Below are 13831 nucleotides of genomic sequence, written 5' to 3' on the forward strand. Positions count from 1 at the left end.
ATCTGCAGCAACTGAGACATGGTTACTCGGTGGCTCACAAGGTATGATTGTAGATTTGGTATTTGATGAACCAGGTGCATATGCAGCAGTAAACCATGATTATGCAGCAATTTACACTGGCGCAGCTACAGTCTTTGTAGCAGGTGACCCATTCGGCTTGAACCCAGTTCTAGTTGAGAAAGGAGTTATTCCAGCACCAGTAGCATCTTATGCATACGCTTTGGGTAACCCAAGCAGCGCTGTCCCACCAATGGGAGCAAACAGTATTGCACACCCAGCAATCAACATTCATGGTTTAATGACTGATGACGTAGCTTCTGAAATGCAAGCAAGTGGCGATTATGTCGCATTATGGGAAGTAATTCCTGTAGTAGCAGAAATCCTTACTTCTTGATCACTTAACATCTTTTTCTTTTTATTATTCTGCATGAATTATATTCCGTAGCTCGTTTTGATATTTTATGGGATTTGATGATTCTGTACTAATTTGTGATGAAGTAGATCCAATTCTAAACAAAGTCTTAGAGGATAACGGTCTCAAAGTTTCCTATGAACCAGAAATCACAAAAGAGCAGATTCTTGAAAAAATTTCAAATTTCAATATTGTAATTGTTAGAAGTAGAACAACTATCACAAAGGAAATGATTGACAAAGCTGAAAATTGTAAAATTATTGCCAGAGTTGGTGTTGGTCTGGATAATGTAGATCAAGAAGCAGCTAAAGCAAAAAACATTCGTGTAATTAATGCAGTTGAAGGAGCTATGAATGCAGTTGCTGAATTAGTTTTAGGATTAATGCTCTCTCTTGCAAGACAAACTGCAAGAGGTGATAGGGGAATTAGAAATGAACAATGGCTCAAAAAAGAGTTAAAGGGAACTGAACTTCGCGGAAAATATTTGGGAATTATTGGATTGGGAAATATTGGTAAACGATTAGGACGATTAGCTCGTGCATTTAACATGAATATTATTGGTTATGATGTAGTTCCAATTGATGAGGAATTTTCTAAAGAAGTTGGTTTGATGAAAGCTGATTTGAATACTTTATTGCAAAGCTCTGATTATATTTCCATTCATGTTCCACTATTAGATTCAACATATCATTTACTTGATGCAGAAAAAATGTCAACAATGAAAAAGACTGCAAAAATCATCAATACCTCAAGAGGTGGAGTTGTTGATGAAGATGCATTATATGATGCATTGAAAAATGGAACACTTGGTGGTGCTGCATTAGATGTGTTTGAAAAAGAACCAGCTATTGGAACAAAACTTGCAGAACTTGATAATGTTATCTTGACTCCTCACATTGGAGCTCAAACAAAAGAGGCTCAATCTCTTGCAGCAAATGTCATTGGTGAGAAAATTATTCAGATTCTACGAGGCGTAATCTAGAATTTCATTAGTAGAAATTCTGCCTGAACTATAAAAATAACCAAAAAAGTTTGACACATACATGATTAATTATCGGCTCATGGATTTTAACGTCAATTTAGGAGACAAAAATATCATGATTAGTGGTATTGCCAAGAGTAAGGCTTACTCTCAAAAAGTAAAGACTCCTAATGTTGATTCTCTTCTAAAATTATCTTTAGGCTTGGTACTGTTTACAGTCATTTCAACTGCACTAGTTTATGCAGAAACAATTTCTGTTGATGTAGATGGAACTTCTTATGATGTTGAATATGCAGCAACTGGAATGAGTGTTTCTGGAATTGAAACTGATTTGGATTTTGTTTCTCTGATTTTATCTGTAGACGTTCCAGATGGTGATGGAACTTTAGATATTACTTTTGAAAGATCTTTCTTTGATTCTGTTTATCAGAACGAAGATGATGACTTTATTATTTTAGCAGATGGTGATGAACCAAATTTTACTGAAACAAGTACTACATCTCAAAGTAGAACTCTAAGCATTACACTTCCTTCTGGAACTGAAGAAATTGAAATTATTGGTTCAGTCTTTGGCCAAGATGTAGAGGAAACCCCAGTTGAAGAAACACCTGTAGAGGAAACCCCAATTGAAGAAACACCTGTAGAGGAAACCCCAATTGAAGAAACACCACGAACCGAATGTGGTCCTAGAACTGTTCTCAAAGATGGAGTTTGTACTTTAGATGAAACATGTGGTCCTGGAACTATTCTTGAAGATGGAGTATGTGTTCTTGATTCAACCCCCGCAGCATCCTCCGGCTTTATCAAAGGTTTTGGTAAGGAATTAGGTTATGGAGTTGTTGCAGCATTTGTTATTGCTGGAGCAGTTGGAATTATTTTGGCACTAATGTCAAAGGCTAGTAAAAGCAGCAACTAGTTACAAGACAAATCCAGAGATTTCATTTTATCATCAAAATCCACTATATCATATTGACTAGTTGTTGAATATGGAATCAATCCGAGAATAGGTGTTTCTGCACTTGTGATGATTATGAATTGATTAGGATCTAGCCTGATATCCCCTCCATCTAATTCAAAGTCCATTGTCATGAAAACATGTTGTGCTGCAGTAAGTTCTTGAGAAATGAAAACCCCGTTTTGAATAGTTGATGTAAACGGATTAACTGTTACTGGGTCTATTACAAGTGACCCTAGATGATTCCCTTCATAAAATGTAGCCATCTCTAATTTCTGAAAACTTGTCCAAAAAGGCATTGGATTACAAAATTCAACTTCACCATGATTTAACATTGCAAATAATGAAAAATTTACTGGATCATGCCATCTGTATTCTAGTTGCTGTACTCCGTAGATGCTTAATCCACTATGGATGAAAGGAATTACAATTATTGCAATTGCAATAGCAGTAATTATAGAATATTTGTTCATATTCCATTTCCTATTTTTACTTCATCAGAAATTATCTTATTCTCAACAAGATAGTTTATTGTATCTGCAAATTCATCATTTGAGATATATCCTTGTAACCACCAATGAGCTGTATTTTTTACCCACTCTGGAACCCTAATGTTGTAAACGTTATCTTCATTAATTTCAAAAGGAATGTCAATTACTTCTTTGTCTACAAATTTATCAAAAGCATCAATTAAAAATCCATCAGATATGTTTCCTGAAAGCCAGTTAGCTACAATTGTATTCATGGTACTTGGAATGCATTTTTTCCCAAGATCAGCTAATTCAAATTCTGCAGTAGTCTTTTGTCCTGAATATTCTACATCAATGTAATACTTTCCTAATGGAAAAATTTCTTTTTCAAATGGAACTAGTGATGGAATGGGATTTTCTAATGCGACAATTGGAATTGGAATTGCACTACTGCCTTTTCCTGCATCATCTCTGATGTGAATTATTGCAGGATCTCCTGTGACTTCTGAAACTTCAATAATGTAAAACAATTTTTCACAATAACCATAAACTGTTTTTTCTAATTTGATAGAAACAGTTGGCTCTGCATAAACTGCAGGCAAAAATGTAATGGATAATAGAATTCCTGCAAAGAGCATAATTTTCATCATTAAAGAAATCTAGGAATGACTCAATAAAAATCTCAAAGCAATTCTGAGGAAGCCTTTTTAACAACTTTGACCGACTCTATACATCGAGTTTTCTGCGGAAGCAACTCTTGAGTATGAGAAAAGTCTCTCTGCTCAAGTCAGTTTTAATCACTTAGCGTTGCTGAGTAATGTCGATTTACAGTTATTAAAGGGGCTAAAATAATGCCCGATATGCCTAGTCATCAAGACAAAATATGGATCAGGTTATGGAAAGAGAATGCTCCAGAACTACGTGAACGTGTAGTTGGATGGCGTAAGCAAAATGCCGTTACTCGAATCGAGAAACCAAGTAGAATCGATAGAGCAAGAAGATTAGGCTACAAAGCAAAACAAGGAATCATTGTTGTTAGAATGAGAGTCGGCACTGGTGGTATGAGAAAACAAAGACCAACTGGTGGTAGAAGACCAAAACACCTTGGTGTAACAAGAATCAAGGCCGATGATAATATGAAAACTGTTGCTGAGAGAAGAGTTTCAGAAAGATATCCAAACATGAAAATTTTAGGTTCTTACTTTATCTACAAAGACGGTAAACACTACTGGTTTGAAGTAATTTTAGCAGATCCTGTACATCCACGAGTTGTTCAAGATAAAGAATTGACCAAACGAATTCCTAGAACTGCATAAGTTGAAAATAATTTTACTAACTTTAATTGCATTATCAGTAATTTTATCTCCTGCATACGGTCAGTTTTTGTCTGATGCTACAGGTCTAGTCAATAGATTGGATGTACAAAGTGCAGGCCATACTTTTGAAGTGAAAACTGTCTCAAATTTTGATATTTATGATTATGATTTTAATCGTGATGAAAAATTACTAACACTTTACATTTCAAGTGGATTGGAGAATAATCTTGGTGAAGTGATTATTCCTACAAATTTACTTAGTGGAAATTTTACTCTTGTACTAAATGATCAAGAGTATATTTCAAAAATCAACTCTAATGAAAAAATTACTTTTATCACTTTGAACTTTACAGGTTCTGGAGATAATCAACTCAAAATATTTGCAACAGAAGCATTATCAGGAGTTACAGAAAAGCCTCAAGATGAAATAGTAATCAATGTGCCTGAAAATGATTCAAATTCAAATGGAGGAGGATGTCTAATTGCTACTGCTACATATGGAACTGAACTTGCTCCACAAGTACAACAATTACGAGAAATTAGAGACAATCAATTACTATCTACTGATTCAGGAACTAATTTTGTAAATTCATTTAATGAGTTCTATTATTCATTTTCTCCTACAATAGCAGATTTGGAAAGAGAGAATACTGTTTTCAAAGAATTTGTCAAACTATCAATCACTCCGATGATCTCTTCATTATCAATTCTAAATTACGTTGAAATAAATTCAGAACTTGATGCTATTGCCCTTGGTTCAAGTCTGATTTTGCTAAATCTTGGAATGTATGTGGGAATTCCATTATCTGTGATTGTTTCTTTGCGAAAGAAACTCTAAATTATTTTCTAAACATCATCCAAATTCTACTTCCTACAAAAATTCCAACTGCTAACACAATTAATGCAGGAACAATAATTTCTCCCTCGCTCATGTAAATTATTACAACTCTTAGAATATATGGTACGCCTTTGTAAAATTGTTGGGCATGGGAGAGGATTATTGTGATTTGTGTAAAGGTGCAGGAGTGTTTGGCTCAAACATGTGTGTTTATTGTAATGGTACTGGTGAATGGAATCATGCTGCTCAAGCTTATGTAGAAAACCATATCTGTCAATGCATTACACTTGATAGAAAATTTTGTCCTGTATGCAACAAACCATGTCATCATGATACAACTTTGAACCCAAAACAAAAAATTGATCCTGGCTTTGGCGGAACTCCTTCAAGAGTTATCGCAGTTTCCGAATAACTCTCAAAATTAGCACTATTGAGAATTATGCATGTACATTATAAGTGAAAAACGCGTATTTACGGTGAGAAACATGCAACAAAAAATACAAACAGAAAAGAAATCACCAGTACTTCCAGTCATTGGTTTGATGGCCGGTGGGTTAGCTGTGGTACTAATTCTACTACTTACGCCATGGAATCTCGTACCAACACAAGTAACTGAAGACATTACCGTTCTTGCAGTTACAGAATACGGTTGTGTTGGAGAATCCCTATCGGGATATAGTGTTGTAGTTGAAGGATGTGCTGCTGATGTTGGTGACATAGTACCAGCAACATTTAATGTTCCAGCAATGGCACAAAATGGATACTATGATAGAATTGAAACAAAATTGGCTATGGTTCAACCATAGTCTTCCTTTTTGAAAGGTTTCTTTTTATTTTGTATTTTGAAAAATTAATTGTGGATAATGCAAAAATCGCATTAATTGGTGGATTTGTAATTGCAGTTGCTGTATCTATTGCTGTAGTGATAATTCGTTAACTAGTCTTCATTTAATAATTTTTGAATCATTGGCTCAATGTGATTTGTCTGTCCAAAAGAAACATCTCTAAGAATTCCTTTTCTATCTACTATGATAGTTGATGGAGTCCCTTGTAAAGCAAATTTCTCGAATGTTTCAGCAGAGTATTCTTTTGATTTCATGTAGTCTTTTACTCTCTGAATTATTTGATTTCTGTAATCTTCTGGTTGGGAATCAAATTCAGGAATTTGAGGATAGATAAATTGCATAATCTTTTCTTGACTGATTTCAGCAGTTGTTTTAGTTAGGTTATCCATTCCTAATGGAAATGGAATTTGATAAGATAATTTGCTACCTTCTTGGAGTTGACCATACATTGAAAGCGCACTTTTAGTCTCACCAATTACTTCTCCTGTCTCAACTAGCATTTTCAAATTATCCAAAGTATTTTTGTCAAAATCTTCAAAGGCTGTTGCAATTCCTAAAACTCTAACGCCCTCATCTTTGTATTTGTTGTAAATGTTCACTGCCTCAGGTAAAGCATGCATAAAGCAACCAGGACAATTTACTTGAAAAACTTCTAAAATCACAATTTTGTCTTTTTCCTGATCAAAGTTTGTAGGTGCTCCTTGTACCCATTCGGATACTCCAAAATTTGGTGCCTTTTCGCCTACTACTGCGCTCATTATCCATGATCATATTTTTTCCATTAAATACATACCTCTGCAAATTTGTTTGAATATCTGCGTAACCTAATATAGGACACTAGAAATTTCAAAACAAATTGCAAGTAGTTACTGATGATCGATTGACATTGTTTGCTGAAATGGAATCAAAGTATGAGCAAAAAGATACTGAATATTTTGTAAAATTATTAGATCATCCAGATTATGTTGTTAGAACCAGAGCAACTTGTATTTTGGTTGATTTTGGTGGTGAAGATAAAGTTCGACACATTGCCAAAGTTCTCAAAGATGATGATAATGAATTAGTTAGACATGAGGCTGCCTTTTCTCTTGGCCAAATGTGTTATTCAAGCTCAATTCCTCCATTAACTGATGCTACCCTAAACGATCCAAGTATGTTTGTTAGACATGAGGCTGCAATTGCTTTAGGTGTTGTTGGTTCAAAAGAAGCCAAAGACGCTCTGGAAAAGGCCTTAGACGATCCAGACAAACCAGTTGTTGAATCAGCAGTAGTAGCCCTATCAAATATTCAATTTATGGAAAAGTTAAGTAAGAACGAAAAGTTTGCAAAATTAACAGGTGGATGAGATGAACTTTTCTTATGGTGTTATTGCAGCAGTTGGAGTCTTAGTAGCAATCTCAATTGGATTGATTTCAATGTCTCCAGATCAAGTATTAGAACCTCGTGCTGTTTCTGAAGCAAAAGAAAAAATTTGTACTATGGAATATGTTCCAGTTTGTGGAATTGATGGAGAAACATATGGCAATATGTGTACCCTAGAAGCAGCTGGTGTGAAATTTGTTCACAAGGGTGAGTGTAGTATTGATGATCCAATTGTCAAACCAAGAACCCCACTTGAGGCAGAACCAACACCAGAACCTGAACCAACACCAGAACCTGAACCAACACCAGAACCAGTTCCAGAACCAACTATGGAATCTAGTTCAGAATCTTATCCTACATCATTAACAATTTCACTTCCTGAAGGTTCTGGAATTCCAGGATGTGAGGAAACTAACGAATGTTACATTCCTTATGAAGTTGACGTAGCAGTTGGAGCTTTGATTACATGGAGTAATGATGACACTGCAGCTCACACTGTAACAAGTGGAACCATTGCTGATGGTCACGATGGCTTATTTGATTCAAGTTTGTTTATGGCTGGAGCCACTTATGAATACACTTTTGATACTGCAGGAACTTTCGATTATTTCTGTATGGTTCATCCTTGGATGACTGGCATTGTTAATGTTCATGATTCTGAAACTGTAATGGAACCAGAACCCGAACCAATTCCAGAACCAGAACCCGAATCAACAGCTGAAGTAACAACAACAATTGTATCACTACCTGTTGGTACTGCAATTCCTGGATGTGAGGAAACTAACGAATGTTACATTCCATACGAAGTTTCTATCTCTGTGGGAAGTACTGTTGCTTGGAGCAACGATGATTCAGCAGCACACACAGTAACAAGTGGAAATGTTGAAGCTGGCCCAACAGGAGTATTTGATTCTGGATTGTTTATGGCAGGTGGTTCTTTTGAGCATACTTTTGATACTGCAGGAACTTTCGATTATTTCTGTATGGTTCATCCTTGGATGACCGGCATGGTAATTGTTAATTAAAGTGCGATAACTTTACTTCCATTTTCACTTGATTCAAATTTGTAAATCCTTTCCACAGTTGAATCTTCAAAAATTTCTGCATCATGTGTGATGATCAAAAATTGCATAGGCGATTCTGAATTTGAAATATTTGATAATTGTGAAAGCACTCCAACAAGGGATTTTTTTCTCTCGGCATCAAGATGTGTAGTTGGTTCGTCTAGAATCATTAAATTGAGATTTGAGGCTCCTAGGAGACTAGCCATGCCTAGCCTCAAGGCTAATGCCACACTAACTTGCTCTCCTCCACTAAGTGATTCTAAATCCAAAGTCTCATTTTTTGAATAACATGTGATGGAAATGTCTCGAGTTTTTTCAGTTAGGTGAATTCTTTGAATTTTTGTATTTAGTAATGCTAGATATTCTGAAGCCTTTGCAGAAATTGTGTTCAATGCCCAAGATCTTAGGCTTGTTGCAACTGGACCGTCTCTGCTAAATACATTAGTTTGAATTTGTTCCAAACCTGACATATAGTCTTTAACAATCCAAAGTTCTTCTGATGCCTTTTTTATTTTAGAAATCTCTTCTTCATTTTTAGAAATTCTTTCAATAATTACTCCTAATTGTTGATCTGTTTGAGAAAGGCTTCTTTGCTTAATCTCTACTGTGTTTTTTAGTTCTAAAAATTCTGATTCATCAAAACCTTCTGTGTCTTTCTCTAGTTTGATGATATTTTCAAAAATCATTTTTGCGTGAGAATCAATTTGTGCAATTTCGACTAAATTGCTATTGATAGTAAGGGGAATTTTTTGTTTTTTCAGTTTTACATCTTCTTGAATTTTTAATAATTCGTCTTTATTGCTAATTGAATGAGCTCTCAATGTTGCTTCAGCATCTCTTGCACTATGTAGTTTTTCTGAGAACTCTAATCTCTTTTTGTTATACATTTCTTTTTCTTTTCCTTTTGAGAAAATTTGATCTTGTAATGAGTTAATTTCTTCTTTAAGATGTTCTTCTTGGAAAAGTGGATTTAGCTTATCGACAATTGAATCACACACTGGACATTTGTTATCTTTTAATTGTAATTTTCCTGCAAGAATTAATTTTTCTTTTAATGATGCAATCTGATTTGTCATCTCTTGAATTTTTTTAATTGTGTCCTCAATGGCTTCTTCAACTTTTTTGATTTTTGATTCTAGATCTTCTTTTTGCGTTGCATGCTCAAAGCAACCTTGACAATCCCTGATTTTACGCTCATTTTCTGATATTTCTTCTTGAATTTCTCGTATGGCCTCTTTAGCATACGAGCGCAATTCATTTTTTCTTGATTCAAGCTGATTGATTTTATCAATCTTAGGTGCATCTCTCTCAATTCTATTTCTAATTTCTTCAACTTCTTTTTGAAGACTTTTTTGCTCTTCTTCTAGTTTTGATTTCATAGGAATTGACTGTTTGATTTCATTTTGATTTCTTTCCAAATCTCTGGCTAAAATATCAACATGTGTATCATCATATCCGATTTTTTCTTTAATCTTTTCACGAAACTCCTTGTTTACAATTTTCATAGATTCAATTGCAACATCTAGTTTGTTAATTCCAATAATTGCATTAAGTAACTCTTTGAATTCTTTTGGTTTTGCTTTGATAATTGCATTTAATTCTCCCTGTTGAACAATTGAAGCAATTTTTAGTTTCTCAAAATCAAGACCAATAATTTTTTCTACTTCACTAGTCATAGATTCTCCAAATTGTTTTCTTTCTCCAGCTGCTAATTCAATTTGATCATTATCTCTCATTTCAGATAATTTAGCTGATAAACTTCCTTTAGTGTCTACTTTTCTAGCTGCTTCAAAATTTTTTCCATTCACTGAAAAATTTATTTTTGCAAATCCTTGATTTGCACCTCTTTTGATTAATCCTTTATTGGATTTTCTAGTGTGCTGGCCAAAAAGTGAAAATGTAATGGCATCAATTATACTTGATTTTCCTGCTCCATTATGTCCAACAAAGACTGTTACTCCGTTCTCAAATTCTAACCTTGTATTTGAATGCGCTAAAAAGTCTCCTAATTCAATTGATGTAATCATTTTTTCTTCTCCTTAAATTTTTCAAAATTCTCGTAGATTAACTCTGTAGCATGTTCCGTTTCTCCAGTTGAAAGAGCTGGAAGTAATTCCTTTATTGCAAAATTAGCAGATTCTTCCGAACCCAGAGCATCAGTTGCCAATCGCAACATTTCATCATCAATGACATTTGGCCTATCCAAAAATACTGAAGAATCTGAAACCTTTTTTGTACTAATTCTCCAAAAACACCTTAAAACTAATGCATTTAGGCGTGAAATTTGTGTCTGAATATGATCTGTTTCTATATTGTCTCCTTTAATTTTCACCTCTACGATAGGTTTTTTTGAAAATTCTGAAATCTTTGCAGAAATCTCATTAATTGATTGAGACAGTTCATTGTAATCTGTTTCAAATGAGAATTGTGGCCTTGTGCCTAATTCTATCCAATCAGGTTTTGCTTCTTGAGTTGATATGTCAACTTCAAAAAATCCTTTCTTACTTTCTTTAATTCCTTCACTAGTTGTTAATTCAATTGAACCAGGATATACTATTGGACCATTTAGGTGATTAAATTGTTTAATGTCTTTATCATGCAAGTGTCCCATTGCATAATATGAAAAATTTTTTGGAAGATCTGTTGATTGAATCTCTCCTGCAAACTTGTTAAATTCTGTAATTCCTTGATGTAAAACTAAAATTTTATGTCCATTGTGATTCTTTGCAGCATTATCTATTTCAGAAAATTTTTCTTCATATTGTGGAATCTCTGTTTTTCTTATCTTGTCAAAACCTCCAATCAATACTCCTTTGTATTCAAATGGTTTTCCTTGTCCAATGTATTTTGAAAATCCAAGATTGTGATATACATATGGAATTGGTGTAGTTCTAATCCTGCTGATATCGTGTTCCCCTAAAATAAAAAATGAATCAATATTGTTTTCTTTTAGTCTCTTTAATCCATTTGCCATTTGAACAATTGCTGTTCCGTTTGGATTTGGAACATGAAAAATATCTCCTGCAAAAATTACAAAATTGACATGATCTTTTATTGATGTATCTATGGCTTGATTAAAAACATCATACACATCTTGTGCTCTTTCTTCTGAGCCATATTGTACTAGCCCTAAATGCGTGTCTGAAATATGTGAAAATAACAATTTAGTCTAATAACAAATCTTTCTGTACTAAGCCCTGTGTTGATTCTATAGCAACTTCATTCATTTTCTCAGCATTGGCCCATGCATTTACTGCACTTTGATCTGCTCCCATGATCTTCTCTTTTACTTCTTCAACATGCACTAAAGATGGCAGATTGGTCCATTGACCCACCAAAACTGCGTCTCCTACGTTCAAAGATGTCAATTGTGCTATCAATTCACGGCTAGTAGACTCTGTGGCTGAGGCGATTTGTCGCTGGTCGTCTTCTTGTATAATTTTCATGATTGCAAAGGAACCCATTTGGCTTAGTACGTTAAGGTCGACACTTCGAGGTCTTTGAGAAACTACTCCTAAACCGAGACCGAATTTTCTTCCCTCTCTGGCAATTTTTGCGGCCCAGTATTTTGCACTGGTGTCATGATCTTTTGGAATGAACACATGTGCTTCTTCAATAATAACAAAAATTGGTGAATTGAATCTGAAATTTCTTTGCCTCTTTGTTTTTCCATGTCTTGCAATACTAGCATCTTTTCTATCTTTGAGTAATTGTTGCAAATAGAAAGCAACAGCAACATTTGCTTGCTTTTCAGATAATTCTGATATGTTTAAGACATTTGTTCTGCCTTCTTTGATAAAACTGATAGGATCACCCATATCTGGATCTAAAATATCTTCAAATCTTTTTTGTGCTTCTTCTATGATGTCTTGAACTCTATAAGCTGATGTTCTGATTTCTTTTAATTTTTTATCTTCAGAGTTTACGATAAAATCAATCTCTGTTTCTAATTTACTCCAAAACTCTTTTGATTCTTTTACATGCTTTGTAAATGCCATTCTTAGAACTCTTTGCTGAACATTTGCACCATCTCTAATTTCTAAAACTTCTGAAAGCTGATCTGCATCCAATAACCTTGGATTAATTTTTGCATCAATGACATTTACCCTTGGAATGTTAAGAGAAGTGTAATCGTTGTGATAATCAAAAATAATTACTGTCCCTTTTAGTTTAGAAATTTGTTTTGTAACTAATGAAACTAAATTACTTTTACCCATTCCTGTCATGGCAAGAATTCCTAAATGTCTTGAAACAATTTTGTCTAAATTTACACGTGCATCAATTGTTTTGTTTCTCAACAAATTTCCAATTTTTACCCAACCGTTCTCTTTAGGACTAAATATCTCATCAAGGTCTTGCTTTGTTGGTTGTGCTATTTCCGTGCCTGGAATAGGTGGAATTGCTGGAATTATTGACTGTCCTTTCTTCAAATTATTGAGAAATCCCAAAATCCCGATATGAGCTGTAAATGTTTTATCGCGTTTGTTTAGTTCTGCAATTTCAGTACTTTCTGCAGCTTCATCAAAATTTCTTACATCAGTAAATGCTGCACTTGAAACAGAAGATCTTTCTACTAATCCTAGAATTTCTCCTTCATCTGAACCAATTTTGATGTATTCCCCAACAGATAATGCTCTGGATGTGATAGCAGTTACAAAAGTTGGTTTAGATTCCCCAATTACAAAACCAAGACTCAACCTAATACCTCTCTTGAACCAATTTCATTACTTAATCCTAACAAGCTTACCATTTTTCCAAGTTCCTTGTCGGATATTTTACAGTTATTGTGTGCCAATTTGAGAGCATATGGATAACCCCCAATGCTTGTTTTGTATAATCTATTCATTACAGATTTAATTTCTTTCTCATCAATTTGCTCCCCTAAAAATTCCAATTTGATAATTGGAGTGGAATTGCTTAATCTGACAAATGTTGAAGAAATTACTTTATCTCCACCATATTTTTTCTCTACAAAGATTTTACTAAATCCTGGTTCATTTGTTACATGATTATAATAGAAAATATCTCCAGCAAGTGAACCTAATTTTTCAAATTGTTTTTTTGTGTTTGATGTTTTTGCAATAAATATTACATTGTTTCTTTTTTTCATTGTTTTAACAACCAGTGCATCAAGTGTTGATTGTCTTGTCATAAACTGCGAGTGCAAAGAACCATCCATCAAAACTAAATCTACCATATCAACTGTTTTCTCACATGCTTCAATCTCCATTTTGCTTGCAATTCTAGACAAGTCTGTATCAGAACCTAATCCTGAATCATGTAAATCAACTAAAATTTCTCCATCTGCTTTGATGGATACAGCTGTAGTTGCCCAAAGCTCAATTCCTTGAAATTTTGTATTGTTAAAACTACTGTCAATGCCTGCAGTAACCACTTCCTCTTTTACAGGCGTAAATTCAACCCAATTTTCTCTTGCTTTTTGGATAATTTCCTCAAATTTTGGGCCTTTGAGAATTGAGAGCATTTTGTCTCTATTTACAATAGCATCCTTGTATACAGTATTGAGCACACAACTAGTTCGTTGTTTTGAATAAAATCTTTAGGTTATACTGAATATTGACAAACC

Annotated in this window: 15 protein-coding genes and 1 pseudogene; 9 read left to right on the plus strand and 7 right to left on the minus strand. The window is 34.2% G+C overall.

Translation table 11 applies throughout. The features are described 5' to 3' along the window. From Q0941_RS08120 to Q0941_RS08130, 3 genes and pseudogenes are all read left to right on the plus strand, one after another. Positions 1-394: pseudogene (locus tag Q0941_RS08120) on the plus strand (copper oxidase); the annotation flags it as partial. 67 nt (positions 395-461) lie between these two features. Next, a complete protein-coding gene (locus Q0941_RS08125) occupies positions 462-1394 on the plus strand; it encodes a D-2-hydroxyacid dehydrogenase (RefSeq protein WP_299292847.1) in 933 nt (310 codons plus the stop codon). A gap of 79 nt (positions 1395-1473) precedes the next feature. Continuing rightward, entirely contained in the window at positions 1474-2310 is an 837-nt protein-coding gene (locus Q0941_RS08130) for a hypothetical protein (RefSeq protein ID WP_367277485.1), read from the plus strand. Here Q0941_RS08130 and Q0941_RS08135 read toward each other — a convergent pair. Together Q0941_RS08135 and Q0941_RS08140 are read right to left on the minus strand one after the other, a co-directional pair. Continuing rightward, the gene (locus tag Q0941_RS08135; protein ID WP_299292849.1) at positions 2307-2822 is read right to left on the minus strand and encodes a thr operon leader peptide; all 516 of its coding nucleotides are present in this window, start codon (positions 2820-2822) and stop codon (positions 2307-2309) included. The genes Q0941_RS08130 and Q0941_RS08135 overlap by 4 nt on opposite strands. Then, complete coding sequence (locus Q0941_RS08140) at positions 2819-3469, minus strand: hypothetical protein (RefSeq protein WP_299292851.1); 651 nt, start codon at positions 3467-3469, stop codon at positions 2819-2821. The genes Q0941_RS08135 and Q0941_RS08140 overlap by 4 nt, the downstream gene beginning before the upstream one ends. Positions 3470-3679: 210 nt before the next feature. Here Q0941_RS08140 and Q0941_RS08145 point away from each other — a divergent pair, with 210 nt between their 5' ends. The 4 genes from Q0941_RS08145 to Q0941_RS08160 all read left to right on the plus strand — a co-directional run bounded on the left by Q0941_RS08145 (position 3680) and on the right by Q0941_RS08160 (position 5779). After that, entirely contained in the window at positions 3680-4135 is a 456-nt protein-coding gene (locus tag Q0941_RS08145; protein WP_299292853.1) for a 50S ribosomal protein L15e, read from the plus strand. A gap of 1 nt (position 4136) precedes the next feature. Further along, positions 4137-4973 (plus strand): CFI-box-CTERM domain-containing protein, encoded by an 837-nt coding sequence (locus tag Q0941_RS08150; protein ID WP_299292855.1) that lies wholly within the window; start codon positions 4137-4139, stop codon positions 4971-4973. 148 nt (positions 4974-5121) lie between these two features. Further along, on the plus strand, positions 5122-5385 hold the full coding sequence (locus Q0941_RS08155) for a hypothetical protein (RefSeq protein ID WP_299292857.1): 264 nt from the start codon (positions 5122-5124) through the stop codon (positions 5383-5385). A 73-nt stretch (positions 5386-5458) separates the two neighbouring features. Beyond that, on the plus strand, positions 5459-5779 hold the full coding sequence (locus Q0941_RS08160) for a hypothetical protein (RefSeq protein WP_299292859.1): 321 nt from the start codon (positions 5459-5461) through the stop codon (positions 5777-5779). A 131-nt stretch (positions 5780-5910) separates the two neighbouring features. Here Q0941_RS08160 and Q0941_RS08165 read toward each other — a convergent pair whose 3' ends face one another. Beyond that, positions 5911-6576, minus strand: coding sequence for a peroxiredoxin (locus Q0941_RS08165; RefSeq protein WP_299292861.1), 666 nt, complete (start codon positions 6574-6576; stop codon positions 5911-5913). A 98-nt stretch (positions 6577-6674) separates the two neighbouring features. Between Q0941_RS08165 and Q0941_RS08170 the strand changes: the two genes are divergently transcribed. Both Q0941_RS08170 and Q0941_RS08175 read left to right on the plus strand, forming a co-directional pair. Further along, entirely contained in the window at positions 6675-7163 is a 489-nt protein-coding gene (locus Q0941_RS08170) for a HEAT repeat domain-containing protein (protein ID WP_299292863.1), read from the plus strand. Between the two features lies 1 nt (position 7164). Further along, entirely contained in the window at positions 7165-8205 is a 1041-nt protein-coding gene (locus tag Q0941_RS08175) for a plastocyanin/azurin family copper-binding protein (protein WP_299292865.1), read from the plus strand. On the opposite strand, the gene Q0941_RS08180 is transcribed toward Q0941_RS08175, so the two are convergent. Genes Q0941_RS08180 through Q0941_RS08195 form a run of 4 tightly spaced genes read right to left on the minus strand, consistent with a single transcriptional unit; the run spans position 8202 to position 13729 of the window. Further along, a complete protein-coding gene (locus Q0941_RS08180) occupies positions 8202-10271 on the minus strand; it encodes an SMC family ATPase (RefSeq protein ID WP_299292867.1) in 2070 nt (689 codons plus the stop codon). The genes Q0941_RS08175 and Q0941_RS08180 overlap by 4 nt on opposite strands. Then, the gene (locus Q0941_RS08185; protein WP_299292868.1) at positions 10268-11407 is read right to left on the minus strand and encodes an exonuclease SbcCD subunit D; all 1140 of its coding nucleotides are present in this window, start codon (positions 11405-11407) and stop codon (positions 10268-10270) included. Before Q0941_RS08185 ends, Q0941_RS08180 begins: the two co-directional genes overlap by 4 nt. Before the next feature lies 1 nt (position 11408). Beyond that, on the minus strand, positions 11409-12941 hold the full coding sequence (locus Q0941_RS08190; RefSeq protein ID WP_299292870.1) for an ATP-binding protein: 1533 nt from the start codon (positions 12939-12941) through the stop codon (positions 11409-11411). Beyond that, positions 12938-13729, minus strand: a complete 792-nt coding sequence (locus tag Q0941_RS08195; protein WP_367277486.1) for a DNA double-strand break repair nuclease NurA — start codon at positions 13727-13729, stop codon at positions 12938-12940. Before Q0941_RS08195 ends, Q0941_RS08190 begins: the two co-directional genes overlap by 4 nt. Positions 13730-13831: the final 102 nt, after the last annotated feature.

Origin of the sequence: Candidatus Nitrosopumilus sp. (assembly GCF_028278985.1) — an archaeon.
GTDB lineage: Archaea > Thermoproteota > Nitrososphaeria > Nitrososphaerales > Nitrosopumilaceae > Nitrosopumilus.

Coding starts and splice junctions, on each gene's coding strand:
- Q0941_RS08140 (WP_299292851.1), bottom strand. CDS start 3,469: ATGATGAAAATTATGCTCTTTGCAGGAATTCTATTATCCATTACATTT.
- Q0941_RS08180 (WP_299292867.1), bottom strand. CDS start 10,271: ATGATTACATCAATTGAATTAGGAGACTTTTTAGCGCATTCAAATACA.
- Q0941_RS08145 (WP_299292853.1), top strand. CDS start 3,680: ATGCCTAGTCATCAAGACAAAATATGGATCAGGTTATGGAAAGAGAAT.
- Q0941_RS08125 (WP_299292847.1), top strand. CDS start 462: ATGGGATTTGATGATTCTGTACTAATTTGTGATGAAGTAGATCCAATT.
- Q0941_RS08130 (WP_367277485.1), top strand. CDS start 1,474: ATGGATTTTAACGTCAATTTAGGAGACAAAAATATCATGATTAGTGGT.
- Q0941_RS08175 (WP_299292865.1), top strand. CDS start 7,165: ATGAACTTTTCTTATGGTGTTATTGCAGCAGTTGGAGTCTTAGTAGCA.
- Q0941_RS08195 (WP_367277486.1), bottom strand. CDS start 13,729: ATGCTCTCAATTCTCAAAGGCCCAAAATTTGAGGAAATTATCCAAAAA.
- Q0941_RS08165 (WP_299292861.1), bottom strand. CDS start 6,576: ATGAGCGCAGTAGTAGGCGAAAAGGCACCAAATTTTGGAGTATCCGAA.
- Q0941_RS08135 (WP_299292849.1), bottom strand. CDS start 2,822: ATGAACAAATATTCTATAATTACTGCTATTGCAATTGCAATAATTGTA.
- Q0941_RS08155 (WP_299292857.1), top strand. CDS start 5,122: ATGGGAGAGGATTATTGTGATTTGTGTAAAGGTGCAGGAGTGTTTGGC.
- Q0941_RS08160 (WP_299292859.1), top strand. CDS start 5,459: ATGCAACAAAAAATACAAACAGAAAAGAAATCACCAGTACTTCCAGTC.